This is a genomic window from Pseudomonas sp. TWI628 (assembly GCF_039673865.1).
Classification (GTDB): domain Bacteria; phylum Pseudomonadota; class Gammaproteobacteria; order Pseudomonadales; family Pseudomonadaceae; genus Aquipseudomonas.
In genome coordinates, this window is record NZ_JBDJMM010000004.1 from 99,956 (window position 1) to 123,869 (window position 23,914).

27 protein-coding genes are annotated in these 23,914 nt (G+C 63.9%); 19 read left to right on the forward strand and 8 right to left on the reverse strand.

The features are described 5' to 3' along the window. Positions 1-31: 31 nt before the first annotated feature. From ABE528_RS04420 to ABE528_RS04430, 3 genes are all read right to left on the reverse strand, one after another. Positions 32-2,746 (reverse strand): DUF6543 domain-containing protein, encoded by a 2,715-nt coding sequence (locus ABE528_RS04420; RefSeq protein WP_346652314.1) that lies wholly within the window; start codon positions 2,744-2,746, stop codon positions 32-34. A 69-nt stretch (positions 2,747-2,815) separates the two neighbouring features. Continuing rightward, on the reverse strand, positions 2,816-3,157 hold the full coding sequence (locus ABE528_RS04425; protein ID WP_152958866.1) for an EscU/YscU/HrcU family type III secretion system export apparatus switch protein: 342 nt from the start codon (positions 3,155-3,157) through the stop codon (positions 2,816-2,818). Further along, the gene (locus ABE528_RS04430; protein WP_346652315.1) at positions 3,154-4,713 is read right to left on the reverse strand and encodes a flagellar hook-length control protein FliK; all 1,560 of its coding nucleotides are present in this window, start codon (positions 4,711-4,713) and stop codon (positions 3,154-3,156) included. The genes ABE528_RS04425 and ABE528_RS04430 overlap by 4 nt, the downstream gene beginning before the upstream one ends. 132 nt (positions 4,714-4,845) lie before the next feature. On the opposite strand from ABE528_RS04430, the gene ccmA reads away from it, so the two are divergent. From ccmA to ABE528_RS04515, 17 genes are all read left to right on the forward strand, one after another. Continuing rightward, positions 4,846-5,478: a cytochrome c biogenesis heme-transporting ATPase CcmA gene (ccmA, locus tag ABE528_RS04435; protein ID WP_346652316.1), complete on the forward strand. Its 633-nt coding sequence runs from the start codon at positions 4,846-4,848 to the stop codon at positions 5,476-5,478. After that, on the forward strand, positions 5,475-6,143 hold the full coding sequence (gene ccmB, locus ABE528_RS04440) for a heme exporter protein CcmB (RefSeq protein WP_008096270.1): 669 nt from the start codon (positions 5,475-5,477) through the stop codon (positions 6,141-6,143). The genes ccmA and ccmB overlap by 4 nt, the downstream gene beginning before the upstream one ends. Positions 6,144-6,188: 45 nt before the next feature. Then, on the forward strand, positions 6,189-6,956 hold the full coding sequence (locus tag ABE528_RS04445) for a heme ABC transporter permease (RefSeq protein ID WP_152958868.1): 768 nt from the start codon (positions 6,189-6,191) through the stop codon (positions 6,954-6,956). Then, positions 6,953-7,129, forward strand: coding sequence for a heme exporter protein CcmD (ccmD, locus tag ABE528_RS04450; RefSeq protein WP_152958869.1), 177 nt, complete (start codon positions 6,953-6,955; stop codon positions 7,127-7,129). The genes ABE528_RS04445 and ccmD overlap by 4 nt, the downstream gene beginning before the upstream one ends. Beyond that, positions 7,126-7,581, forward strand: coding sequence for a cytochrome c maturation protein CcmE (ccmE, locus tag ABE528_RS04455; RefSeq protein WP_346652317.1), 456 nt, complete (start codon positions 7,126-7,128; stop codon positions 7,579-7,581). Before ccmD ends, ccmE begins: the two co-directional genes overlap by 4 nt. Positions 7,582-7,592: 11 nt before the next feature. Further along, positions 7,593-9,566, forward strand: coding sequence for a heme lyase CcmF/NrfE family subunit (locus ABE528_RS04460; RefSeq protein ID WP_346652362.1), 1,974 nt, complete (start codon positions 7,593-7,595; stop codon positions 9,564-9,566). Continuing rightward, on the forward strand, positions 9,563-10,099 hold the full coding sequence (locus ABE528_RS04465; protein ID WP_152958871.1) for a DsbE family thiol:disulfide interchange protein: 537 nt from the start codon (positions 9,563-9,565) through the stop codon (positions 10,097-10,099). Before ABE528_RS04460 ends, ABE528_RS04465 begins: the two co-directional genes overlap by 4 nt. Continuing rightward, positions 10,096-10,572: a cytochrome c-type biogenesis protein gene (locus ABE528_RS04470; RefSeq protein WP_152958872.1), complete on the forward strand. Its 477-nt coding sequence runs from the start codon at positions 10,096-10,098 to the stop codon at positions 10,570-10,572. The genes ABE528_RS04465 and ABE528_RS04470 overlap by 4 nt, the downstream gene beginning before the upstream one ends. Further along, complete coding sequence (ccmI, locus tag ABE528_RS04475; protein WP_152958873.1) at positions 10,565-11,752, forward strand: c-type cytochrome biogenesis protein CcmI; 1,188 nt, start codon at positions 10,565-10,567, stop codon at positions 11,750-11,752. Before ABE528_RS04470 ends, ccmI begins: the two co-directional genes overlap by 8 nt. Before the next feature lie 12 nt (positions 11,753-11,764). Continuing rightward, positions 11,765-12,184, forward strand: coding sequence for a hypothetical protein (locus tag ABE528_RS04480; RefSeq protein ID WP_152958874.1), 420 nt, complete (start codon positions 11,765-11,767; stop codon positions 12,182-12,184). A gap of 98 nt (positions 12,185-12,282) precedes the next feature. Next, positions 12,283-13,221 (forward strand): 2-hydroxyacid dehydrogenase, encoded by a 939-nt coding sequence (locus ABE528_RS04485; protein WP_152958875.1) that lies wholly within the window; start codon positions 12,283-12,285, stop codon positions 13,219-13,221. Between the two features lie 44 nt (positions 13,222-13,265). Next, positions 13,266-14,054 (forward strand): PhzF family phenazine biosynthesis protein, encoded by a 789-nt coding sequence (locus ABE528_RS04490; RefSeq protein WP_152958876.1) that lies wholly within the window; start codon positions 13,266-13,268, stop codon positions 14,052-14,054. Between the two features lie 78 nt (positions 14,055-14,132). Then, positions 14,133-14,540, forward strand: coding sequence for a GFA family protein (locus tag ABE528_RS04495; RefSeq protein ID WP_346652318.1), 408 nt, complete (start codon positions 14,133-14,135; stop codon positions 14,538-14,540). Positions 14,541-14,715: 175 nt separating this feature from the next. Then, entirely contained in the window at positions 14,716-15,054 is a 339-nt protein-coding gene (locus ABE528_RS04500; protein ID WP_012315472.1) for an FKBP-type peptidyl-prolyl cis-trans isomerase, read from the forward strand. A 117-nt stretch (positions 15,055-15,171) separates the two neighbouring features. Then, positions 15,172-15,360, forward strand: coding sequence for a hypothetical protein (locus ABE528_RS04505; protein ID WP_152958878.1), 189 nt, complete (start codon positions 15,172-15,174; stop codon positions 15,358-15,360). A 7-nt stretch (positions 15,361-15,367) separates the two neighbouring features. Further along, positions 15,368-15,853, forward strand: a complete 486-nt coding sequence (locus ABE528_RS04510) for a hypothetical protein (protein WP_152958879.1) — start codon at positions 15,368-15,370, stop codon at positions 15,851-15,853. 199 nt (positions 15,854-16,052) lie between these two features. Continuing rightward, positions 16,053-16,715, forward strand: coding sequence for a histidine phosphatase family protein (locus ABE528_RS04515; RefSeq protein WP_346652319.1), 663 nt, complete (start codon positions 16,053-16,055; stop codon positions 16,713-16,715). A 36-nt stretch (positions 16,716-16,751) separates the two neighbouring features. Here ABE528_RS04515 and ABE528_RS04520 read toward each other — a convergent pair whose 3' ends face one another. The 3 genes from ABE528_RS04520 to ABE528_RS04530 form a co-directional block, all read right to left on the reverse strand. Further along, on the reverse strand, positions 16,752-17,480 hold the full coding sequence (locus ABE528_RS04520) for an aspartate/glutamate racemase family protein (RefSeq protein WP_346652320.1): 729 nt from the start codon (positions 17,478-17,480) through the stop codon (positions 16,752-16,754). Positions 17,481-17,496: 16 nt separating this feature from the next. After that, positions 17,497-19,029: an NCS1 family nucleobase:cation symporter-1 gene (locus ABE528_RS04525; protein WP_152958882.1), complete on the reverse strand. Its 1,533-nt coding sequence runs from the start codon at positions 19,027-19,029 to the stop codon at positions 17,497-17,499. A 456-nt stretch (positions 19,030-19,485) separates the two neighbouring features. Then, a complete protein-coding gene (locus ABE528_RS04530; protein WP_152958883.1) occupies positions 19,486-19,923 on the reverse strand; it encodes an Lrp/AsnC family transcriptional regulator in 438 nt (145 codons plus the stop codon). 133 nt (positions 19,924-20,056) lie between these two features. Here ABE528_RS04530 and ABE528_RS04535 point away from each other — a divergent pair, with 133 nt between their 5' ends. After that, entirely contained in the window at positions 20,057-20,953 is an 897-nt protein-coding gene (locus ABE528_RS04535; RefSeq protein ID WP_346652321.1) for a DMT family transporter, read from the forward strand. Between the two features lie 33 nt (positions 20,954-20,986). Then, complete coding sequence (locus ABE528_RS04540) at positions 20,987-21,913, forward strand: class I SAM-dependent methyltransferase (protein ID WP_152958885.1); 927 nt, start codon at positions 20,987-20,989, stop codon at positions 21,911-21,913. 72 nt (positions 21,914-21,985) lie between these two features. Here the strand turns inward: ABE528_RS04540 and ABE528_RS04545 are convergent, their stop codons facing one another. Further along, the gene (locus ABE528_RS04545; protein ID WP_313202104.1) at positions 21,986-22,984 is read right to left on the reverse strand and encodes a sulfate ABC transporter substrate-binding protein; all 999 of its coding nucleotides are present in this window, start codon (positions 22,982-22,984) and stop codon (positions 21,986-21,988) included. A 92-nt stretch (positions 22,985-23,076) separates the two neighbouring features. After that, positions 23,077-23,901: an ion transporter gene (locus tag ABE528_RS04550; RefSeq protein ID WP_152958886.1), complete on the reverse strand. Its 825-nt coding sequence runs from the start codon at positions 23,899-23,901 to the stop codon at positions 23,077-23,079. Positions 23,902-23,914: the final 13 nt, after the last annotated feature.

Consider the following 23,914-nt stretch of genomic DNA (forward strand, 5'->3'; position numbering starts at 1 on the left):
ACCCCAGGGTCGCCTTTTTTCATCCCGAGGGTCAGGGGCGCGCCCAGGAGTTGAAGCTGCCGACCCGGGCGAAGCGGTTCAGCGGCAGCAGGTCATGCAGCGCCGTCTGGTAATGCTCCAGGTTGATGAACTGCCAGGAGTTGATGCGCGGTAGGGAATAGAGGTTGGTGACCTGGCGCAAGGTGCGCAAGGCCGGCAGGTGCTGGTCGACCACCGCAGTGAGCAGCGCGGGCCCGGTGAGCCGGCTGAGGCGGCTGGCATAGTGGTAGAAGCCTTGCGGATCCTCGCGCCGGCTCGGCCGGTGGTCGTAGAAGTCCGCCTCGTTCAGGTAGCGGGTACGCATTTCCTCGGAGATCGCCAGCAATGTCGGGTTGCCAGGGTGGCTGCCGATGAAGCTGGTGTTGTAGAGGCAATTCATGCTGAGCGCTTCATTGGACTGGGGCGGTGCCAACAGCAGGCCATCCGGCATGGCGAGCAGAGGCACCTGATCGATGTGCTCGCCGGGCTCGCCGGGTGCCAGCAAGGTATCGTCGACATCCATGTACAACCCCCCTTCATGGTGCAACATCGGATAGCGCAGCACGTCCGACGCCGAGGAGAAGTTGCTGGCCACACCGCCGTTGCCGTCCAGGGCTGCCTGATACTGCGCATGGTAGGGGCCCAGGCGGAAATCGCGGAAGAACGGCTGTTCCTCAAGCGGCAGTACCTGCAGGCCTGGCGCCTGCTCGGTGAGCAAGCGCAGGTTCTCGGCGTAGGCGGTGGGCGCTGCGTTGGACAGGAACAGGCGTATGCCGTAGTCACTGTCGGCCAGGCGCGCGGCATTGTTGGCCAGGTTATTGATCAGGCTCTGGCTGATCACCCGGTCGCCCACCCACAGGCAGCTGATCTGCCTGGGTATCGGCGTGCTCTGCGGCGTCAGGCCAGGCAGTTCGACCGGTAACGGCAACTCGACGCCCAGGGCGCGCAGGCTGCTAATACGCATGGCATCGTCGACTGCACGCGGGGTAGCCAGGGGATGCAGGTGAGCGCTCCCTGGGCGGGCAACGTAACCCACGGGATCGACCTCATTGATATCGCGATCGTTGATGAATACGTCCGCCTCCATGTCGTAGATCACTTGGGCTTGGTAGCCGTCGATGGCTGTGTTGAGCAAGTCCGGGCCGCCGTCGTAACGAGGGACGCGGATCACCGAATCGGCAATCGCCTGGTCACCGCCTGGCAAGGGCGCGATTGGGTCATGGATGTGGAAGTAAGGCGCCACATCGATGTCCGGCAGGTGCGGTGCCATCAGCGGGCTCAACGGGTAGCCGTACTGCTCGTTGATGCGGCTGGGCGTTACGAAACGCTCGCTTTTGGTGGTGAAGAGCACTTTGCCCCTGGCTGCGCCATGCACGATCAGGGGCAGGGCGTTGAGCAGGCCCCAGGTGATATTGGCGACACCGTCCTGTTTGTCCTGCAGGTGCTTGCCGTTGATTGCCTGGTCCAGGCCAAGGCCGAGCTGGGCAATGCCACCCAGGGCAAGCAGCGGTGCCAGGCCCGGCACCACCAGGCTCAGCGGTGCCACCAGATTGAGTGTGGTGGCCAGGTAGCCGCGCCAGCGTGCCTTGGTGATCTCGCTGTCGGCGGTGATGATGAAGTCGGCATCGTCGTAGCTGCGCTGGCGTTGCCGCTCGGCCAGCGCCTGGAACAGGTCACCGGTAATCCTGGGGTTGTACTTGCCCGGCCGGTAGTTCACATAAGTCTGGGGTGACCAGACGCCATCGTCGTTGAAAAAGCCGTGTTCCGGCGGCAGGCGATGGCTGTGCGGGTATTCGGCCAAACCCTCCAGTGCGGTGTCCAGGCCACTGAAGTCCAGGCCCTGAGGGCCATCGGCCAATCTGAAGTGCTGCCTGAGTGCCTGGCGCCGGGCGGGGTCCTTGCATTGCTGGCCGACCCAGTCCTTGAGTAGCGTTTCGCTGGTGAACTCCAGTAGCGGTGCGCTGTTGCCCGGGGCGTAGAGCAGCGTCAGGTCGGTGCTGGCGTCGTTGATGTACAGCAGGTCGGTTGCCGCGTAGCCATAGATGCTCAGGGTGCTCAGGCGCAGGCCTTTGCCTCTGGGCAGCAGATCGGCGGCGCGCCAGGCCAGTTGGCGCCCGGCATCGCTGAGGCTGCCGTGCTCGACCTGAAGGTTGCAGGCGGTGACGAAACTGAGCTTGCAGGACAACCGATAGCTCTTTAGATGACTGCCCCAGTAGCTGTCGAGCATGGCCCTGAACGGCGCCTGGAAGTCCAGTTGCTCGATGAACTGCTGGAATGCCTCGGCGCTGATCGGCAGGTGTGTCGAGGTGTCATAACGGGTCGGCTCGGTGCGCCTGAACAAGCCGTTGAACACGGAATGCTCGGCACCATAGTGATTGAACCCGGGGGCGGGGAGGGTTTCGACGAGTCGAATCGACCCTGTGGGCAGGGTGCCGGCCCAAGGCCCGGCAATCAGCGTACCGAACAGATCGTTGTTCGACTCGCCCTGCCAGTTGCCCAGCAGGGCCTGGACCAGGTCTTGTCGTTGGGTGACGGCGGCCAGGTGGCCACCCTCGCCATCGGCGCGGTAGTGCAGCGTCACCACGTCGATCTGTCGCGGGTCCAGGTCGAAGCCACGTTGCGCGAGCCATGCGCGAATCAGGCGGTTGGCTTCGCGATCCGGGCGCGGGAGGTTGCTCAGATGGTCGCGGACGTACTGCACGCCGCTGGCATTGATGTTACCGGACATAGGTATGGCCTTGCTTGCGGAGGAGCTGGCAAGGCTGCTACGTGGTGACCGGCTAACGGTGGTAGATATCTAGCGAACCCGGCCAGGCGGCAGGTGCAGCAGGTCGGGGGTGATATCGCGTTCGCCAGGTGGCTCGTCGTTGAAGCCGACCGGCACCTTGCCGCGCAATTGCCAGGCAAAGGCGATGATCTCGGCAATGGTCAGGTACAGCGCTTCGGGGATCTGCTCACCCAGTTCAAGTCGCGCCAGCAACCGCACCAGCTCGGCGTTTTCGTAGATCGGCACTTCGTGCTCGCGGGCCAGGGCCAGAATCGCCTCGGCCAGCTCGTCGTCACCCTTGGCGGTCAGTGTGGGGGCCTGCTGGCCGTCGTAGTTCAGGGCGATGGCCTGGCGCGGTTGCTTGTCGATCATGCGGTTTCATCCACCCAGCGCTGTTCCACCCGCGTGCGCGGGCCCTGTGGCGGGATGCCGAGGTGGCATTCCAGGTCGCCGACTTCCAGGCCACGGGCAAGCAGGCGCTCGCGCAGTTCGCCGAGCTGGCTGCCGATCAGCCGGGCGGTCTGTTCGCGCTCGGCCCACAGTTGGCCGGACAAGCGCTCCTGGTTCAGTTGTGCCTGGACCTGCAAAGGGCCCAGTGGCGCCAGGTCGAACGCCAGGTCGATCCGCCACAGGGCCTGCAAAGGGGCTTGCTGTTCGCGCTGCTGGCGCTCGGCCTGCTGCTCCGGGGTTTCTTCGCGCTGCAGCTTCACTTGCAAGGGAATGAACTCCTGGCCATGGCGGATCGGCACTTCGGTTTGCCAGGTGGTCTGCAGGTTGCCGTTATCCAGCGTGCCGGATTGCTGCAGGCTGCTCAGGGCGTGGCTCTGCAGGCGCGAGATGGCGGCGGCGGCCAGGCGCAGCAGTTGTTGCAGGTCGCCTTCGTTCTCCATTGCTTGCAACAGCCGGGAGGGCAGCGGGAATGCGCCGGGTAGCGTCCTCGGGCCGACCCGGTCGAGCATGCCCAATGCACCACGGGCCATGGCCGGCAGCACTTGCATCAGGGGCGTGGTGGCGATCACCGGGCTGTTTGGCGCGGCCATCGAAGCCTGCGCCACCAACCTCACCAGCTGCGCCTTGAGGTCGGTGACCACGCTGGCGCCAAGGCCGCCGAGCAGTTTGGCCTCAAGGAAGGCACCGCTGTTGTTCAGGGCCTGGGCGAGGGTTTTGCCGTCACTGAGCTGGCGGGCATCCGGCAGGTTGGCCAGCAGGCTGTTGGCGGTGCTGCGCAGTTCGCCGTCGCTGCTCGGGCTGTTGGCAAGCTGCTGCAACGCACTGAGCAGGCCAGGCAAGGAGGCCTGACGGCCTTGCTGGGCAAGCAACTGCTGGGCGATGTTCAATTGCTCCTGGCGCCCGCTGAGCGGCACGAAACGCAGCGACTGATCGCCTTGCACCAGGGCGCTGAGCAGGCTGCCGATCGGCAGCGGGCGCGGGCTGTCGATGGCCAGCGTGGCGCCGGCCTGGGCGGTGTTGAGCAGGCTGACCAGTGAGCGGAAGCTGGCCGCTTCGCCCGCCGCTTGGGGCAGAGGCTGGTTGGTCAGGACCTTGCCCTGCAGCAGGGTGCCGACCGGCACCTTGCTGGTGTCCAGTTGGGTGAGGGTGGCGATATTGCTGGCGCTGGCTTGCTGCACCATCACGGCCAGACGATTGCTTTCCGGCTGGCTGACGGTGAACTGGCTGCCTTGCGGGATCGGCTGGTTGGCAGTGGCCTGGACCTGGGTCTGGCTGCCGCTGGCCTGAATCACTTGCAGCACCAGCTGGAAGGTACTGCCGCTCTGGCGCATCGTCAGCACTTCGGCCTGAGCGGTCTCGCCCGGTTTGAGCAGGCCCGGCTGCGCCTGGGTCAGGTTGAGCAGTTCACCGGTCAGCTGTGCCTTGAGCGCCTGGGGATTGATGGCGGTTTGTGCGCCGAGACTATTGATTTCAGTCATGATTGTATACAACCTGTGGAGCCCGCCCTCTTGGCAGCGTGGCAGCACATGTAATAATGCCTGCCGCCTGTCACTGCCAGTATAACGGCAGCGAGGTGGGCGACTTGAGAAGCATCTAGATAAGGCGAATCCGTGACCCTTCACCTCCAAGCCGTGGGCCTGGCCTGCGAGCGCGACTGGCGCCTGTTGTTCGAGCACCTCGATTTCGAGCTGCGCCCCGGCGACATGCTGCAGATCAGCGGCCCCAACGGCAGTGGCAAAACCAGCCTGCTGCGCCTGTTGGCCGGGCTGATGCAGCCTACTGCCGGGCAGATCCTGCTGGGTGGCCAGCCGCTTGGCGAACAGCGCCATGCCCTGGCCAGCATCCTGCTGTGGATCGGCCACGCGGCTGGCATCAAGGACCTGCTCACGGCTGAGGAGAACCTCACCTGGCTTTGCGCCCTGCATCAGCCGGCCACCGCCGAAGCGATCTGGGCGGCGCTGGCGGCGGTCGGCCTGCGCGGCTTCGAAGATGTTCCCTGCCATACCCTGTCGGCCGGCCAGCAGCGCCGCGTGGCCCTGGCCCGGCTGCACCTGGACAGCCCGCCGCTGTGGATCCTCGACGAACCCTTCACCGCCCTCGACAAGCAAGGCGTGGCCCAGCTCGAAGCGCATTTGGCCACCCACTGCGAACAAGGCGGCACGGTGGTGCTGACCACGCACCACACGCTGGAGCGCAAGCCGTCCGGCTACCGGGAACTCAATCTGGGGCAATGGGCGGCATGAGCGTATTCATTCTGTTGCTGCGCCGTGAAGCGCGCCTGCTGTTCCGCCGCCCGGCGGAGCTGGCCAACCCGCTGGTGTTCTTCGCCATCGTCGTGGCGCTGTTCCCGCTGGCGGTTGGCCCGGAAAGCCAATTGTTGCAAACCTTGTCGCCTGGACTGGTCTGGGTCGCGGCCTTGCTGGCCGTGCTGCTGTCGCTCGACGGCCTGTTCCGCAGCGATTTCGAGGACGGTTCGCTGGAGCAGTGGGTGCTGTCACCGCACCCGCTGGCCATGCTGGTGCTGGCCAAGGTGCTGGCACACTGGATCTTTTCCGGGCTGGCGCTGGTATTGTTGGCGCCATTGCTGGCGCTGATGCTGGGCTTGCCCAGCCATTGCCTGCCGGTGCTGCTCGGCTCACTGCTGCTGGGCACGCCGGTGTTGAGCTTGCTGGGCGCGGTTGGCGCTGCGCTGACGGTCGGTCTCAAGCGTGGTGGTTTGTTACTGGCGCTGCTGATTCTGCCGTTGTATATCCCTGTATTGATCCTGGGCAGTGGTGCGTTGCAGGCGGCATTGCAGAATATGCCTGCGACCGGCCATCTGCTCTGGCTCGCCAGCCTGACAGCCCTGGCCGTCACCCTGGCGCCCTTTGCGATAGCGGCCGGCCTGAAGATCAGCGTCGGTGAATAACGAGTCCCGGGCTCTCAAGCCCGGCTAATACCCTGGATGTACCTGATGAAAATTAGCTGGACGTGGTTCCACAAACTGGGTTCGCCGAAATGGTTCTATGCCATCAGCGGCCGCATGCTGCCATGGCTGGCCGTTTCCGCCGTGCTGCTGCTGGTCACCGGCGTGGTCTGGGGCCTGGCTTTCGCCCCCGAGGACTACCAGCAGGGCAATAGCTTCCGCATCATCTATATCCATGTGCCGGCGGCGATGCTGGCGCAGTCCTGCTATGTGCTGCTGGCGGTGGCCGGCGTGGTGGGGCTGGTGTGGAAGATGAAACTGGCCGATGTCGCCCTGCAATGCGCAGCGCCCATCGGCGCCTGGATGACCGCCGTGGCGCTGGTCACCGGGGCCATCTGGGGCAAGCCGACCTGGGGCAGCTGGTGGGTCTGGGACGCACGGCTGACCTCGATGCTGATCCTGCTGTTCCTGTACTTCGGCATCATTGCCCTGGGCCAGGCCATCAGCAACCGCGACAGCGCGGCCAAGGCCTGCGCGGTGCTGGCCATCGTCGGCGTGATCAACATCCCGATCATCAAGTACTCGGTGGAGTGGTGGAATACCCTGCACCAGGGCGCCACCTTCACCCTCACCGAAAAACCGGCGATGCCGGCCGAGATGTGGCTGCCGCTGTTGTGCACGGCGCTGGGCTTCTACTGCTTCTTCGGTGCCGTGCTGCTGCTGCGCATGCGCCTTGAGGTGCTCAAGCGCGAGGCCCGCGCCAGTTGGGTCAAGGATGAAGTGATGAACAGCCTGGGGCGGAGGGCCGTGCGATGAGTTTCGCTTCCTTCGGCGATTTTCTCGCCATGGGCCACCATGCCCTGTATGTCTGGTCGGCTTATGGCATCTGCCTGGCGGTGTTGGCGCTGAATGTCGCCACACCGTTGTTGGCCCGCCGTCGCTACCTGCAAGATGAGGCGCGCCGTTTGCGCCGGGAGAACAACCAGTGAATCCGCAGCGCAAGAAACGCCTGTTCATTATCCTCGGCCTGCTGGCCGGGGTTGCGGTTGCCGTCGGCTTTGCCTTGAGCGCCCTGCAGCAGAACATCAACCTGTTCTACACACCGACCCAGATCGCCAACGGCGAAGCGCCGCTGGACACGCGCATCCGCGCCGGTGGCATGGTCGAGAAGGGCTCGGTGCAGCGTTCCTCCGATTCGCTCGATGTGCGTTTCGTGGTCACCGACTTCAACAAGTCCGTGCCCATCACCTACCGCGGCATCCTGCCGGACCTGTTCCGTGAAGGGCAGGGCATCGTTGCCCTCGGCAAGCTCAACGGCGACGGCGTGGTGGTGGCCGACGAAGTGCTGGCCAAGCACGACGAGAAGTACATGCCACCGGAGGTCACCAAGGCCCTGAAGGAAAGCGGCCAGGCGGCCCGCGGTGCGGAGGCCAAGCCATGAACGCGGCACTGGTGATCCCCGAACTCGGCCAGCTGGCGATGATCCTGGCGATCTGCTTCGCTGCCGTGCAGGCCACGGTGCCGCTGCTTGGTGCCTGGCGTGGTGACAGCCTGTGGATGAGCCTGGCGCGCCCGGCAGCGTGGGGCCAGTTCACCTTTCTGGCCTTCGCCTTTGCCTGCCTGACCCACGCCTTCATGACCGACAATTTCTCGGTCGCCTACGTGGCCAGCAACTCCAACAGCGCCTTGCCGTGGTACTACAAGTTCAGTGCAGTGTGGGGCGCCCACGAAGGTTCGTTGCTGTTGTGGGCACTGATCCTCGGCGGCTGGACCTTCGCCGTGTCGATCTTCTCGCGCCAGTTGCCGCAGGTGATGCTGGCCCGTGTGCTGGCGGTGATGGGCATGATCAGCGTCGGCTTCCTGAGCTTCCTGATCATCACCTCCAACCCGTTCCAGCGCCTGCTGCCGCAGGTGCCAACCGACGGCCGTGACCTCAATCCATTGCTGCAGGACTTCGGCCTGATCGTCCACCCACCGATGCTGTACATGGGCTATGTAGGCTTCTCGGTGGCCTTCGCCTTTGCCATTGCCGCGCTGCTTGGCGGGCGCCTGGACGCGGCCTGGGCGCGCTGGTCGCGGCCCTGGACCATCGTCGCCTGGGCCTTCCTCGGCGTGGGTATCACCCTGGGCTCGTGGTGGGCCTACTACGAACTGGGCTGGGGCGGCTGGTGGTTCTGGGACCCGGTGGAGAACGCCTCGTTCATGCCGTGGCTGGTGGGTACCGCGCTGATCCACTCGCTGGCGGTGACGGAAAAACGCGGGGTGTTCAAGAGCTGGACCGTGCTGCTGGCGATTGCCGCGTTCTCGTTGAGCCTGCTGGGCACCTTCCTGGTCCGCTCCGGTGTGCTGACCTCGGTGCACGCGTTCGCTGCCGACCCTGCGCGTGGCGTGTTCATCCTGATCTTCCTGCTGTTCGTGGTCGGTGGCTCGCTGACCCTGTTCGCCCTGCGCGCCCCGGTGGTCAAGAGCCAGGTCGGCTTCGCTCTGTGGTCGCGTGAAACCCTGCTGCTGGCCAACAACCTGATCCTGGTGGTGGCGGCTTCGATGATCCTGCTGGGTACGTTGTACCCGCTGGTGCTCGATGCCCTGACCGGGGCCAAGCTGTCGGTCGGCCCACCTTACTTCGATGCCCTGTTCCTGCCGCTGATGGCGCTGCTGATGGTGGTGCTGAGCGTGGGTGTGGTGGTGCGCTGGAAAGACACCCCCGGCAAATGGCTGGCGAACATGATGACCCCGGTGCTGATCGGCAGCGCGGTGCTGGCGCCGGTTGCCGGCTTCATCGTCGACGATCTCGACTGGCCGGTGCTGAGCGCCTTCGCCCTGGCGGCCTGGGTGGTGCTCGGCGGCCTGCGCGACATCGTCGACAAGACCCGCCACAAAGGCCTGGCCAAGGGCGTGCGCGGCCTGACCCGCAGCTACTGGGGCATGCAGCTGGCGCACCTGGGCCTGGCGGTGTGTGCCCTGGGCGTGGTGCTGTCGAGCAACAACAGCGCCGAGCGCGACCTGCGCATGGCGCCGGGCGAGAGCGTCGAGCTGGGCGGTTATCACTTCCTGTTCGAGGGCGCCAAGCACTTCGAGGGGCCGAACTTCATCTCCGACAAGGGCACCATCGTGGTCACCCGCGACGGCCGTGAAGTGACCACCCTGCATCCGGAAAAGCGCCTGTACACCGTGCAGCAGTCGATGATGACCGAGGCCGGCATCGATGCCGGTTTCACCCGCGACCTGTACGTTGCCCTGGGTGAGCCGCTGGAAAACGGCGCCTGGGCGGTGCGCGTGCATATCAAGCCTTACGTCCGCTGGATCTGGCTGGGCGGTCTGCTGACCGGCCTGGGCGGGTTGCTGGCGGCGTTCGACCGGCGTTATCGCGTCAAGGTCAAGACCCAGGTGCGCGAGGCCCTGGGCGTGTCTGGAGCTGTTGCATGAAGCGTTGGATCATGGTCGTGCCACTGGCGGTATTCCTGCTGATGGCGGTTTTCCTCTACAAGGGGCTGTTCCTCAAGCCCGACGAGCTGCCATCGGCGATGATCGGCAAGCCGTTCCCGGCGTTCGCCCTGGCATCGACCCAGGGTGACCGCAACCTGACCCAGGCCGACCTGCACGGCCGGCCGGCGTTGGTCAACGTGTGGGCCACCTGGTGCCCGTCGTGCAAGGTCGAGCACCCGTACCTGAACCAGCTGGCCCAGCAGGGCGTGGTGATTCACGGCATCAACTACAAGGACGACAACGCTGCCGCGCAGAAGTGGCTGGCCGAATTCCACAACCCGTACCAGCTGGATATCCGTGACGAGCAGGGCAGCCTGGGGCTGGACCTGGGCGTGTATGGCGCGCCGGAAACCTTCCTCATCGACGCCAAGGGCATCATCCGCTACAAGCATGTCGGCATCGTCGATGCCGACGTCTGGCGCGAGCAACTGGCGCCGCTGTACCAGGGCCTGGTTGACGAGGCCAAGCCATGAGGCGCTGGCTGGCAGCCGCCGTGTTGGGCATGAGCCTGGCCGGTGTGGCCAAGGCGGCCATCGATACCTACCAGTTCCGCGATGACGCCGAGCGCGAGCGTTACCAGCAACTGACCAAGGAACTGCGCTGCCCCAAGTGCCAGAACCAGGACATCGCCGACTCCAACGCACCGATCGCCGCCGACCTGCGCCGCGAGATTTTCCGCATGCTCGGCGAAGGCAAGAGCAACCAGCAGATCGTCGACTTCATGGTCGATCGCTATGGCGACTTCGTGCGCTACAAACCGGCGCTCAGCAGCCGCACCTGGCTGCTGTGGTTCGGCCCGGGCATCCTGCTGGCCGGTGGCTTCGTGGTATTGGCGGTGATTGTCCGCCGCCGCCGTGGCCCGGCGACCCAGGTTGCACAGGAACTGTCCGTCGAAGAACGCGAGCGTCTCGCCAAACTGCTGGAAAAAGAACAGACCCATGACTGAATTCTGGCTTAGCGCGGGCCTGCTGCTGCTCGCTGCCCTCGGCTTTCTGCTGATCCCGATCCTGCGTGGCCGTCGCCAGCAGCAGGAAGAAGACCGCACCGCCCTGAACGTCGCCCTGTACCAGGAGCGCGTCGCCGAACTGGCCGCCCAGCAGGCCGCTGGCGTGCTCGACGAGGCGCAAATGGCCAAGGGCCGCGATGAGGCGGCCCGTGAGCTGCTGGCTGACACCGAAGGCGCGGAACCCGCGCGCCAGGGGCACCTGGGCAAGGCCCTGCCATTGCTGGCGGCAGTGCTGGTGCCAGCCCTTGCATTGGGGCTGTACCTGCACTTCGGCGCGGCGGACAAGGTCGAGCTGACCCAGGAATTCGCCGCCGCACCGAAGACCATGGACGAAATGACCACGCGCCTGGAGCGTGCCGTGGAGGCTCAGCCGGACTCGGCCGAAGGCCTGTACTTCCTTGGCAGGGCCTACATGGCCCAGCAGCGCCCAGCTGATGCGGCACGGGCCTACGAGCGCGCCGTCGCCCTGGCCGGTCGCCAGCCCGAGCTGCTGGGCCAGTGGGCCCAGGCGCTGTACTTCGCGGCAGACAAGAAATGGAGCCCGCAGGTGCAGGCGCTGACCGACGAAGCGCTCAAGGCCGACCCGAACGAGGTCACCAGCCTGGGCCTGAGGGGCATCGCTGCCTTCGAGGGCGAGCGCTACCAGGAAGCCATCGACTACTGGAACCGCCTGCTGGCGCAACTGCCCGAAGGTGATGCCTCGCGGGCGGCGCTGCAAGGCGGCATCGACCGCGCGGCAGAGCGCCTGGGCAGCGGCGCGAAACCGCAGGCTACTGCGGCAGCCCGGCTGAAGGTGCGGGTGGAGCTGGCGGCGGCGCTCAAGGACAAGGTCAAGCCTGACGACACCGTGTTCATCTTTGCCCGAGCCAGCAACGGCCCGCCCATGCCGCTGGCGGCAAAGCGGGTCACCGTGGCGCAATTGCCGTTGGAAGTGGAATTGTCCGACGCTGACGCTATGCTGCCGCAGATGAAACTGTCCCAGTTCGCCGAAGTCCAACTGGTTGCACGTGTATCCCGCGCCGGCCAGCCGACCCGCGGCGAATGGATCGGCCAGGGCGCGCCTTTGGCCAATACCACCCAGGCCACCCAGCACCTGACCATCGACAGCCCAGACCAGTAAGAGAGCAACGCCATGCATAGCGCCGTCCGCCTGACCCTGATTACCCTGGCCCTGGGTTTGTCCGCCTGTACCTCGCAGCAGCCGTATGAGCAGCCGTCGCCTCCCATCGAGACCGTGCCACCGCACCAGGGGCCTGCGGTAAAGCCGTTGCCGGGCGGGCAGCCATCGACGCAGCCGAGCAAGCCAGCGGCCATTCCCAAGCCGATGCCACGCACCTCCGCCAGCTTCGCGCCACCGCCGGGTGGCGCCAGCCATTGGGATCCGAAGCTCGGGGTATATGTGTTGGAGAACAAGACCAATGTCTTTTACCGGCAGCGTACCTATTACCGTTATGACAACGGCTGGAGCTGGTCGCTGAACCCGGATGGGCCATGGCAGGAGACCGACAGCAGTGGTGTGCCGGGTGGGTTGGGGCGCGCCTACGGGCAGTAATCCTTGTGCCGGTACAGTACAGTTTTAGCTGGATATTTCAGTTGACTGTACTGGCTGGTGACTCCGCATAATGCCCCTCTGATAATCAAGGAGGTGGCATGAGCAAGACAGTCCTGGTACTGGTAGAAACCGTCGACGATTATCTGCCATTACTCGAACAGGCCGGCTACCGCCTGATCCGTGCCCCATCCCCACAAATGCGCGCCGACGCCATCCTTCGCCATGCTGGCGAGATCGATGCCGTGCTGACCCGTGGCCCGTTGGGCCTGACCGCCGCTGAAATCGCCGCCTTGCCCAAGCTGCAGATCATCTGCGTGATCGGTGCTGGCTACGAGCAGGTCGACCTGGCCGCCGCTGCCGCCCGTGGCATCACTGTCACCAATGGCGCCGGCGCCAATGCTGCGGCAGTTGCCGACCACACCCTGGCCATGCTGCTGGCGCTGCTGCGCGACATTCCTCGCGCAGACGCCAGCACCCGTCGTGGCGAGTGGAACCGGGTGATCAGCCCGTCGGTCAGTGGCAAGCGCCTGGGCCTGCTGGGCCTCGGCGCGGTTGGCCAGGCCATCGCCAAGCGTGCCAGCCTGGGCTTCGACATGAACATCAGCTATCACAGCCGCACCCCGCGAACGGACGTGCCTTACACCTGGTACGACAGCCCGTTGCAGCTGGCCGCTGCCGTTGACATCCTGGTCGTTGCCACCCCTGGTGGCGCCAATACCCGCCATCTGGTCGATGCCCAGGTGCTTGAGGCGCTGGGCGCGGAGGGTTACCTGGTGAATATCGCCCGGGCCAGCGTGGTCGACACCCAGGCGCTGGTATCAGCCCTTGAACAAGGCCGGCTTGCCGGCGCCGCGCTCGATGTGTTCGACGACGAACCCGCCGTGCCAGATGCCCTCAAGGCCCTCGGCAACACGGTGCTCACGCCTCATGTGGCCGGCCAGTCGCCCGAGGCCGCACGTGACACCGTGACCCTGGTGCTGGGTAACCTGCAAGCCTTCTTCGCCGGCCAGCCGGTGCTCACCCCGGTCCGCGCATAACCCTTTCAATACCCCGGCATTGCCCGGATCACAAGGAGCGTTTGATGCAACTCGAAATCTTCCAGGTCGATGCCTTTTCCGCCGAACCCTTTGGTGGCAACCCGGCAGCGGTGATCCCCCTGCAAAGCTGGCTGCCGGACGATGTGCTGCAACGCATCGCCGAAGAGAACAACCTGTCGGAAACAGCCTACTGCGTACGCAATGGCGAAACCTTCGACCTGCGCTGGTTCACCCCCACCGTCGAAGTCGACCTGTGCGGCCACGCCACGCTGGCCTCGGCCTACGTGCTGTTCGAACAGCTGGGCGAGCAAGCCGAAGTGCTGCGCTTCAACACCCGCAGTGGCGAACTGCGGGTCAGCCGTGGCACGGACGGCCTGCTGGCCATGGATTTCCCGGCCAAGCAACCGCGAGCCGTGGACGTGCCGGCCGGGTTGCTGGAAGCGCTGGGCCTTAACGCTGCCAGGGCGGTCTACCGCTCCGACGACTATGTGGTGATGGTCGATGATGTAGCACTGCTGGCCCCGCTGAAGCCCGATTTTGTCGCCTTGTCGGCATTCGACGTGCGTGGCATCGCGGTTACCGCTGCTGGCCGTGGCTTCGACTTCGTCACCCGCTGGTTCGGCCCTCGGGTTGGCGTCAATGAAGACCCGGTTACCGGCTCTGCGCATACCTCTCTGGCGCCGTTGTGGGCCGAGCGGCTGGGCAAGTCGTCGCTGAGCTGCGAGCAGGGCGGGGCGCGCAAGGGGCAACTGCACTGTGAAGTGCCTGGCAATGGCCGGGTGATCATCAGTGGGCGTGCGGCGCTGTACCTGCGCGGCAGCGTGTTCATCTGATCGCGCGGGTGGGGCTGCGGGCTCAGTGGCATGGAGCCCGATCTATACTTGCTGGCCCAACCTGCAAGGAGCCCCACCATGACCCTGGAAAAAAGCGGCAGCTGCCTCTGCGGTGAAACCCGCCTGCGCGCCACAGTCGACAATACCCACATCAGCGCCTGCCATTGCAGCATGTGCCGTAAATGGACCGGCGGCCCGCTGCTGGTCGTGGATTGCAGCCAGGCACCGGTCTTCGAGGGGCGGGCGCCGGCAGTCTACGACTCGTCCGAGTGGGCCCAGCGTGGATTTTGCAGCCGTTGCGGCACGCACCTGTATTACCGGCTCAAGGACAAGGACCACTATGCGGTCCCGGTAGGCCTGCTGGACGGCGACGAGGCCTGGGATTTCGACCTGCAGATCTTCGTCGAGCAGAAACCTGCCTGGTACTGCTTCGCCAATCAGACCAAGGAGCTGACCGGCGAGCAGGCGTTCGAACAGTTCGGCTGAGCCACTTTCGACGGGAATGCAGGCTGGGCCGAGCCTGCTGGAAGCGGCGGCAATCATTCTGGTGATCGGCGGCGTGCTGTGGTCGATGCATCAGCACGGCACACCACGCGAACTTGCCAAACCGGTGCATTCCTGAGAAAAGGGCGCCCTTGAATTTCAGCGTTGGAGCATGCCCATGAGCAGCGAACTACAGATCACCGACCTCGTCGAAGGCGACGGTAAGGCCGCCGTCAAAGGCGCCCTGATCACCACCCAGTACACCGGCTGGCTGGCCGACGGCAGCGAGTTCGACTCGTCGTGGTCGCGCGGCAAACCCTTCCAGTGTGTGATTGGCACCGGGCGTGTCATCAAAGGCTGGGACCAGGGGCTGATGGGCATGCGCGTGGGAGGCAAGCGCAAGCTGCAGGTTCCGGCGCACCTGGGGTATGGCGAGCGCAGCGTGGGGGCGATTCCGCCGAATTCGGACCTTACGTTCGAGATTGAATTGCTGGAAGTGCTGACGCGGGATGATTGACTGGTTCGCGTCCTACAGGGGGCAGAAAAGGACTACACGTTCTGTAGGCTTACATCTGATTGTGGTGCTTTCGGCAGACGGCTACCCTTGCAGCTCTTAACGAGTCAAGAGGGTGGCATGCCCATGAAATCGCATTTTTCCTCGAAGGTTATCCGCGAAGCGAACGCTCTGCTGGTGGCCTCGGGCGGCCGAATGGAAATCCCTTTGCCACGGGAGCTTACAGGCATCATAACCAGCACCAGAAAAACCCGTTCGGAGCTGAATGCTGCATTTGAAAGCGCACATGGTCGCTTACGCAAGGAGTAACAGCCCCATGGCCGATGGCTGTTACAACCACATTTACTCGGTCCTAGTTGAGAGTGACCAGGATACCCTCGGGATCATTGCTTACTCGTTATACAAACGACAGAAAATTGAGTTCATCCAGTCCTTCAAAGTCAAGCATGACAGAGAGCCAAAAGACATTGATCTGGCTCCGTTTCATGATGTCAGTAACAGCCCCACACAGCTGGAAAGCTATCGCAATCAGGCGAGCCAGCTTGTTCAGGGGTTCCTGGACGCATCGATTGCCACCCAGGCTGCTGAACTCGATCGCTACTACTCCGAAAAGGCCAGCAACGAAATCAGAAATGCCAAGCCTGGATTTTGGTTGGGCGTTGCTCAGAGTCTCGTGGGCTCGGTTCTCTTCGTCTTCTTGCTCGGGTTTCTTGTGTTCTTTACCTGGAGTCTGAACCAGGGGCCGAAACAGGTGATCGAGCAGGTCTTCGATGTGGTCATCACCGATTCGCACTCGACATAATTCCGCAACACGCCTGCTCTAACGTAATCCTTGCCTAGGGAACGGCATCCACACTCAGGGAGGAACCAAACGGGTTGAGGACACTCTGAGTCCTGCTCGTTGCCAAGGATGGCAATCACTAACACGGATGCCCTGCGGCATGGGCCGCGGGGCAATGTGGCGGGTACCCAGATACCTTTTGCCACAAGAGCCTGCCCACATGAAGTTGCCATCTTTCATTCGACGTCGCCGCCACCTGATGCTCAGCCTGGCCCTCGTCGCCGCGGCTGTGCCGCTGGCATTGGAAGTGGTCGAAAGCCGCGCTCAACCGGTCGACGGCACCCAGACGCTGGTATTCCTGCGCCATGCCGAAAAGCCCGGTGAAGGCTTGGGGCAACTGAATTGCCAGGGGCTCAATCGCGCTCTGGACCTGGCCACCTTGCTGCCGGAGCGCTTCGGCAAGGCGGATTACGTGTTCGCGGCCAACCCCTCGCGGCATGTCGAGGAAGGCAGCCAGGACCAGAGCTACAGCTACATCCGTCCGCTGATGACCATCACCCCCAGCGCCATTCGCCTGGGTTTGCCGGTCAACATCGACTTTGCTGCCAACGACACCGACGAACTCGCCGATGAACTGGTCAGCGAGAAGTACCGCAATGCCACGGTCTATACCGCCTGGTCCCACGGCTATCTGCCCGAATTGATCAACTCCGTCGCCGGCAAGGCGTTGGGCGATGAGCGGGTGATTACCGAAGACTGGAGCGGCGACGATTTCGACACCCTCTACGTCCTCACCCTGACCTGGCACGACGGCAAGGCCAGCCTGCTCAGCCGCAACGTCCGCCAAGGCCTCAACGGCGGTGCCCATAGCTGCCCGACCTGATCCGCTGTTACCAATGGCGGGCCAGGCGAAGCCGTGTTACCGCCCGAACTTCATCGGCCAGCCCAGCACTTTCTTCGCCCGCGGAGTCGCATAGGTGCGCACCTTGGAGGTGCTAAGCCCCATCCGCACCAGCGACTCGGCAATGGTCACCGCCGCGCTCACCCCATCGACCACCGGCACCCCGGTGCGCTGGCGGATCTGCTCATCCAGCCCGGCCATGCCGCCACAGCCCAGGCAGATCACCTCGGCCTTGTCATCGCGCACGGCACGCTCGGCCTGCTCGACGATCGCCTCCACGGCGCGTTGCGGGTCTTCTTCCAGCTCCAGCACAGCCAGGCCACTGGCCCGTACCGAGGCACAACGGTCATACAAGCCAGACAGCTTCAGGCGGTCTTCGATCAGCGGCACGGTGCGGTCCAGGGTGGTCACCACCGAATAGGCGTGGCCCAGGTACATGGCGGTGCTGGCGGCGGCATCGGTGATGTCCACCACCGGCACGTTGAGCAGCTCCTGCAGGCCTTCGCGGCCATGCTCGCCGTAGCCGGCCTGGATTACCGCATCGTAAGGGCCGTCGTAGGCCAGTACGCGGTCCATCACGGCGATGGCGGCCAGGTAACTCTCGAAATTGCCCTCCACCGACTCGGCGCCGAACCAGGGGGTCAGGCCGATGATTTGCGTGCCGGGCGCGGCGACGCTGCGCGCCTGCTCGGCGATGGCTTCGGTGATGGCTTCGGTGGTGTTGACGTTGGCGATCAGAATACGCATGGGCAGTCCTCCTTGATCAATGGCTGCTGTGGTCGACGGCGATGCACTCGCCGCTGACATCGTGGTATTGGCGGTTACGCGGGGCGATCAGCAGGTACACCGCGGCAGCGATGCCGGCGCCGATCAGCCAGGAAAACGGCGCGATGCCGTGGAAGTTCGGCACCAGCGCCAGGATGATGGCCAGCAGTGCCGCCGGTACGAAGGCGGCCATGGCGCGCAGGTTGACGCCTTTGCTGTAGTGGTAGGCGCCAGTCGGGTGCTCGGTGTACAGCTCCGGCACGTTGATGCGGCCTTTGCGCAGCAACCAGTAGTCGGCCATGATCACCCCGTACAGCGGGCCAAGCAGGGCGCCCAGGCCGGACAGGAAGTACACGATCACCAGCGGGCTGTTGTAGAGGTTCCACGGCAGGATCAGCACCGCCAGGGTTGCGCTGATCAGCCCGGCGCGGCGGAAATTGAGGTGGCGTGGCGCCAGGTTGCTCAGGACGAAGGCGGGAGCGACGAAGTTGGCCATGATGTTCACCGCCACGGTGACGATCAGGAAGGCCAGGCAGCCGAGCACCAGGAACGGTGTGCTGGGGATGCTGGCGACGATCTGGGTCGGGCTGTCGATGATCTGGCCGTTGATCTGGAACTGCGCGCCGCACAGCACCACAGTGATCATGGCGAACACCAGGATGTTCACCGGCAGGCCCCAGAAGTTGCCGACGCGGATGGTCTTGCGGCACGGCGAGGAGCGGGCGAAGTCACAGAAGTTCAGCACCAGGGTGCCGTAGATCGCCAGCCACAGGGCGCCGCCGGCGAAGATGTTGCGCCACATCTCATAGCCGCTCAGCGGCTCGGCTACCGACCAGGCGATGCGCGCATCGGCCTTGAAGTACATGAACACTGCCAGGCTGGCCACGGTCAGCAGGATCACCGGGCCGGCGAAGGCCTCGTAGCGGCGCACCATCTCCATGCCGTAGGCGAGGATCACCAGCTGCACCAGCCAGATCGCCACGAAGCACACCCAGCCCAGGCTCGACAGGCCGAGGATGCTGTCGTGGTCATAAGCGGCCACTTGCGGCCACACGGCGCTGAGCAGCACGCGCAGCACCACCGATGCCAGGTAGGTCTGGATGCCGAACCAGGCGATGGCGATCACCGCACGGATCAGCGCCGGGATCTGTGCACCGTGGATGCCAAAGGCGATACGGCTGATTACCGGGAACGGCACGCCGGTCTTCTGCCCCATGTAGCCGGACAGGTTCATGAAGAAGTACACCAGGGCTGCGCCGATCGCCAGCGACAGCAGGATCTGCCAGCCACCCAGGCCAAGGGCGAACAAGCCCATGGCGAAGGAGTAGTTGGCAATGTTGTGCACATCGTTGGTCCACAGCGCAAAGATGCTGTAGCGGCCCCAGCGGCGGCCTTCGATACGGGTGGGCGCGAGGTCGCGGTTATGCAGGCGTGGGCTCAGGCCCAGGGGCGGCATGTCGCCGGCAAGGGTGGAAGAGGGGCTGGTGCTGGCGACGGATAGTTCAGGGGCAAGGTCGAGGCTGGTACTCATTCCGGCAGGCTCCTGATGCACGTGGACTGCGATGAGCGGGCATGCGCACGGGCTCGCCATCTCGTCGGTGCAGCTTGGCATCACTGGGTTCTGGGCGCGGCGGCCGGTATTGGGCCGGCGTCGCGGGTTCTTGTGTATTTATGTTTCGTAGGATTTGTATACAAAACACGAACACACAAAAGCGAGTTCCATGCCAGCGGCAAACGAGTTTCAGATGGTCACTAATTTGAATCTAAGCAATTGAAAATTAAGTTGATGAAATGAAGGGAATATAAGTTGACCAAATGAACAGGTTTAAATTTTTAGTTGGCTTATTAGTTGATCATTTGGTCAGAATTAGTGGCGCGGGATGTGTAACGTATTGGGGCGTTACTTGGAAAAGTGCACACAAAAATGGCACATAAAGTGACATTCTTGTGTACAAAAAATAGCAGTTGGCCTGTCGAGTGGATACACTCAGTCCATCGGCGGCAACCGCCGCTTCACCGGGCTCTTCTTGATGATCGCGGTGTTGGTTTCGGCCAGCACATTGATCCGGTCGAGCAGGGTGTCGAGCTGCTCCATCGAGCGCACATGCAGCCGCGCGATGAAACAGTCCTCGCCAGTCACCTTGTCGCACTCGGTGAACTCGGGGATGGCGATGATCTGCCGCTCCACTTCCTGCAACTGGCCCGGCAGCGGGCGGATGCGCACGATCGCCTGCAGCTGGTAGCCGAAGCTGCGCGGGTCGATATCCACGGTGTAGCCGCGCAACACGCCGCGTTCCTCCAGGCGGCGCAGGCGCTCGCTGACGCTGGGGGCGGAGAGCCCACTGATCTGCGCCAGCGCCTTGAGCGAGCGGCGTGAGTCTTCCATCAGGGCATTGATCAACTGTTGGTCGATGGCGTCGGTCATGCGTACCTCATCAGGCAAATCAGGAAAGTTGCCTTGATAGTAAAGGTGAACTGGCTGATAGGCCTTGGATATCCGCTGGAAGGCATACTGCGACCCTCCGCATACTATGGCCATCATCCGAGGGAGGTGTGAGATGGACAGTTCATTACGCCGTGGCTCGCTGGAAATGGTCGCCGCCATGCTGATTTCCGGGACCATTGGCTGGTTCGTGCTGGTGTCGGGGCAGCCGGTGCTGGAAGTGGTGTTCTGGCGCTGCGTGTTCGGTACCGGCACCTTGCTGGTGATCTGCGCGGCATTGGGTTTTCTCAAACCGGGGGTGATAACCCGTACCGCGTTCCTGCTGGCCATCGCCAGCGGCGTGGCCATTGTCGGCAACTGGGTGTTGTTGTTCGCCTCCTACTCGAGGGCGTCGATCGCCATCGGCACGGCGGTGTACAACGTGCAGCCGTTCATGCTAGTGGGGTTGGCGGCGCTGTTCCTCGGCGAGAAGATCACTGCTGCCAAGGTCACCTGGCTGAGCGTGGCGTTCCTGGGCATGCTGGCGATCGTCAGCGCCCATGGCGCGGGGCAGGCCAGTGGTGAGGATTACTTGCAGGGCATTGCCCTGGCGCTGGGCGCGGCGTTTCTCTATGCGATCGCCGCGTTGATCATCAAACGCCTGAAAGGCACGCCACCGCACCTGATCGCGTTGATCCAGGTCGCCACCGGGGTGCTGCTGCTGGCGCCCTGGGTGAAGCTGGGCGGGCTGCCGGGCGAACCGTCGGCGCTGGCCAGCCTGGTGACCTTGGGCATGGTCCACACCGGGTTGATGTATGTGCTGCTGTACAGCGCCATCCAGCGCCTGCCCACGGCGTTGACGGGGGCGCTGTCGTTCATCTACCCGATTGCCGCGATCCTGGTCGACTGGGCGGCCTTTGGGCACCGCCTGGCGCCGTTGCAGTGGCTGGGGGTGGCGTTGATTCTGCTGGCGGCAGCGGGCATGCAGCAGGGCTGGTGGTTCCGTTCTGCACAAGTGCCGGCCAAGGGGTAGAATGGCGGCCTTTTCACTTGCTTGCGACCCGCCATGACTTCGCCGATCCACACCCTCGAACAGCACCTGCTCGCTGCCCTTGACCCTGCTCCCGCCGAAACCCGTCGCCTGTTCCATGGCCGCGGCCGTTGCTGGGAGGGCCTGGAGCAGGTCACGGTGGACTGGCTGCAGGGTGTGCTGTCGGTGGCGCTGTTCCGCGAACCGCCCGAGGGCCAGCTGGCTGAGCTGGAAGCCATGCTGCGCAAGCTGGCCGAACGCCCGCAATGGACCGGCCAGGCGATCCTCATCCAGCACCGTTACCTGCCCGACAGCCCGGGCCAGTGGCTGCTGGGCGAGCCCTGCCAGCAGCGCGAGGTGGTCGAGGATGGCCTGACCTATCTGCTCGACCTGGGTGTGCGGCAGAACAACGGCCTGTTCCTCGACATGCGCTACGGCCGGCGCTGGGTACGCGAGCAGTCTGCGGGCAAGCGGGTATTGAACCTGTTCGCCTACACCTGCGGCTTCTCGGTGGCGGCGATTGCTGGCGGTGCCGAGCAGGTGGTGAACCTGGACATGGCCAAGTCGGCGCTGTCGCGCGGGCGCGATAATCATCGCCTGAACGGGCACGATGCGTCGCGGGTCGCCTACCTGGGGCATGAACTGTTCAAGTCGTGGGGCAAGGTGCGCAAGTACGGGCCTTATGACCTGATCATCATCGACCCGCCGACCTTCCAGCGCGGCAGCTTTGTGCTGACCCAGGATTACGCCAAGATCCTGCGGCGCTTGCCGGAATTGCTCAATGAAGGTGGGACGGTGCTGGCCTGCGTCAACGACCCAGGGATCGGGCCAGAGTTTCTGATTGAAGGGATGGCCGAGCAGGCGCCTGCGTTGGCGTTTGTCGAGCGGCTGGAGAATCCGCCGGAGTTTCCTGATGTGGACCCGGCGGGAGGGCTGAAGGCCCTGGTATTCCGCCAGCTGTGATGTTGCCTGTGCCGGCCTCTCGCGGCTGTAGGAGCGGATTCATCCGCGAGAGGCCAGCCCTGGCTACCTCAATTACTGATTGGTGTAGATCTGGTCGAACACGCCACCGTCGTTGAAGTGGGTCTTCTGCACCGTGCGCCAGTCACCGAAGGTCTTCTCCACCGACAGGAAGTCGACTTTCGGGAAGCGGTCGGTGTACTTGGCCAGCACCGTCGCATCCCGCGGACGCAGGTAGTTTTGTGCGGCGATTTCCTGGGCCGCCGGCGACCACAGGTACTTCAGGTATTCTTCGGCCACGGCCTGGGTGCCTTTCTTCGCCACCACCTTGTCGACCACGCTCACCGGTGGTTCGGCCTCGGCCGACACACTCGGGTAGACCACTTCAAACTGATCGCGGCCGAACTCGCGGGCGATCATCTCGGCTTCGTTCTCGAAGGTGACCAGCACGTCGCCGATCTGGTTGGTCATGAAGGTGGTGGTGGCGGCACGGCCACCGGTGTCGAGCACCGGCGCCTGCTTGAACAGCTTGCCGACGAATTCGCGGGCCTTGGTTTCATCGCCACCTTGCTTGAGCACATAGCCCCACGCCGATAGGTAGGTGTAGCGGCCGTTACCCGAGGTCTTGGGGTTGGGCACGATCACCTGCACGCCGTCCTTGAGCAGGTCAGGCCAGTCCTTCAGGGCCTTGGGGTTGCCCTTGCGCACGATGAACACGGTGGCCGAGGTGAACGGCGCGCTGTTGTTCGGCAGGCGGGTCACCCAGTTGTCCGGCACCAGCTTGCCGTTGTCGGCCAGGGCATTGATGTCGGTGGCCATGTTCATGGTGATGACATCGGCCGGCAGGCCATCGATCACCGCACGCGCCTGCTTGCTCGAGCCGCCGAAGGACATCTGCACGTTGACTTTCTCGTTGTGCTCGGCTTCCCAGTGCTTCTGGAACGCCGGGTTGTAGTCCTTGTAGAAATCGCGCATCACGTCATAGGAAACGTTCAGCAGGGTCGGGGCAGCCTGGGCCAGGTTGCCCAGGGCCAGGCCGGCGGCGAGCAGCGAGGCGGTGAAGAGTTTTTTCACGTTGCGTCCTTGTTATGGTTCAAATGTTTGGCCATGTGCCAGCGACTATAACGTTTGGCTATTGGCCGATTAAAGACCGAATGGCACTTTGCTTATTCGGTTTTGGCAAACAGCGCATTGCCGCAGCGCGAGCAGAATGCGGCGCCATGCTCATGAGTCTTCTTGTGGCAGGTCGGGCAGTCATGTTGCAGCTGCTCGCCGCGCATTGCATTGGCCAGTTCGGCGGTGAAGATCCCGGTCGGCACGGCGATGATCGAATAACCCGTGATCATCACCAGCGACGACAGCACCTGCCCCAGCGGCGTCTTTGGCACGATGTCGCCGAAGCCTACCGTGGTCAGCGTGACAATCGCCCAGTAGATGCCTTTGGGGATGCTGGTAAAGCCATGCTCCGGCCCTTCGATCACATACATCAGGGTGCCGAACACGGTGACCAGGGTCGACACGCTGACCAGGAACACGATGATCTTCTGCTTGCTGCCGCGCAGTGCGTCCAGCAGGTAATGCGCTTGCTTGAGGTAGGGGCTGAGCTTGAGCACGCGGAAGATCCGCAGCATCCGGATCACCCGGATCATCAGCAGGTACTGGGCGTCGCTGTAGTACAGGGCGATGATCCCCGGCACGATCGCCAGCAGGTCGACCAGGCCGTAGAAGCTGAAGGCATAGCGCAACGGCCTGGGCGAGCAGTACAGGCGGGTGAGGTACTCGGCCAAAAAGATCGCGGTGAAGCCCCACTCGATGGCGGCCAGCAGGCCCGCGTAGCCCTGGTGCACATCGTCGATGCTGTCGAGGATCACCGTGACCAGGCTGGCCAGGATGATCAGCAGGAGGATCTTGTCGAAGCGTCTTCCAGCCACGGTGTCGGTCTGGAAGACGATGACGTAGAGCCGCTCGCGCAGGCTCGCAAGGTTGTTCATTGGCTCGTTCCAC

Excerpts from the sequence above, each read along its gene's own strand:
- ABE528_RS04510 (WP_152958879.1), top strand. The coding sequence starts at position 15,368 with ATGGCCGATGGCTGTTACAACCACATTTACTCGGTCCTAGTTGAGAGT.
- ccmB (WP_008096270.1), top strand. The coding sequence starts at position 5,475 with ATGAGCGTATTCATTCTGTTGCTGCGCCGTGAAGCGCGCCTGCTGTTC.
- ABE528_RS04420 (WP_346652314.1), bottom strand. The coding sequence starts at position 2,746 with ATGTCCGGTAACATCAATGCCAGCGGCGTGCAGTACGTCCGCGACCAT.
- ABE528_RS04530 (WP_152958883.1), bottom strand. The coding sequence starts at position 19,923 with ATGACCGACGCCATCGACCAACAGTTGATCAATGCCCTGATGGAAGAC.
- ABE528_RS04430 (WP_346652315.1), bottom strand. The coding sequence starts at position 4,713 with ATGACTGAAATCAATAGTCTCGGCGCACAAACCGCCATCAATCCCCAG.
- ABE528_RS04525 (WP_152958882.1), bottom strand. The coding sequence starts at position 19,029 with ATGAGTACCAGCCTCGACCTTGCCCCTGAACTATCCGTCGCCAGCACC.
- ABE528_RS04470 (WP_152958872.1), top strand. The coding sequence starts at position 10,096 with ATGAGGCGCTGGCTGGCAGCCGCCGTGTTGGGCATGAGCCTGGCCGGT.
- ABE528_RS04540 (WP_152958885.1), top strand. The coding sequence starts at position 20,987 with ATGACTTCGCCGATCCACACCCTCGAACAGCACCTGCTCGCTGCCCTT.
- ABE528_RS04550 (WP_152958886.1), bottom strand. The coding sequence starts at position 23,901 with ATGAACAACCTTGCGAGCCTGCGCGAGCGGCTCTACGTCATCGTCTTC.
- ABE528_RS04445 (WP_152958868.1), top strand. The coding sequence starts at position 6,189 with ATGAAAATTAGCTGGACGTGGTTCCACAAACTGGGTTCGCCGAAATGG.
- ABE528_RS04485 (WP_152958875.1), top strand. The coding sequence starts at position 12,283 with ATGAGCAAGACAGTCCTGGTACTGGTAGAAACCGTCGACGATTATCTG.
- ABE528_RS04500 (WP_012315472.1), top strand. The coding sequence starts at position 14,716 with ATGAGCAGCGAACTACAGATCACCGACCTCGTCGAAGGCGACGGTAAG.
- ABE528_RS04465 (WP_152958871.1), top strand. The coding sequence starts at position 9,563 with ATGAAGCGTTGGATCATGGTCGTGCCACTGGCGGTATTCCTGCTGATG.
- ABE528_RS04480 (WP_152958874.1), top strand. The coding sequence starts at position 11,765 with ATGCATAGCGCCGTCCGCCTGACCCTGATTACCCTGGCCCTGGGTTTG.
- ccmI (WP_152958873.1), top strand. The coding sequence starts at position 10,565 with ATGACTGAATTCTGGCTTAGCGCGGGCCTGCTGCTGCTCGCTGCCCTC.
- ABE528_RS04535 (WP_346652321.1), top strand. The coding sequence starts at position 20,057 with ATGGACAGTTCATTACGCCGTGGCTCGCTGGAAATGGTCGCCGCCATG.
- ABE528_RS04425 (WP_152958866.1), bottom strand. The coding sequence starts at position 3,157 with ATGATCGACAAGCAACCGCGCCAGGCCATCGCCCTGAACTACGACGGC.
- ABE528_RS04520 (WP_346652320.1), bottom strand. The coding sequence starts at position 17,480 with ATGCGTATTCTGATCGCCAACGTCAACACCACCGAAGCCATCACCGAA.
- ABE528_RS04515 (WP_346652319.1), top strand. The coding sequence starts at position 16,053 with ATGAAGTTGCCATCTTTCATTCGACGTCGCCGCCACCTGATGCTCAGC.
- ABE528_RS04495 (WP_346652318.1), top strand. The coding sequence starts at position 14,133 with ATGACCCTGGAAAAAAGCGGCAGCTGCCTCTGCGGTGAAACCCGCCTG.
- ccmD (WP_152958869.1), top strand. The coding sequence starts at position 6,953 with ATGAGTTTCGCTTCCTTCGGCGATTTTCTCGCCATGGGCCACCATGCC.
- ABE528_RS04490 (WP_152958876.1), top strand. The coding sequence starts at position 13,266 with ATGCAACTCGAAATCTTCCAGGTCGATGCCTTTTCCGCCGAACCCTTT.
- ABE528_RS04505 (WP_152958878.1), top strand. The coding sequence starts at position 15,172 with ATGCCCATGAAATCGCATTTTTCCTCGAAGGTTATCCGCGAAGCGAAC.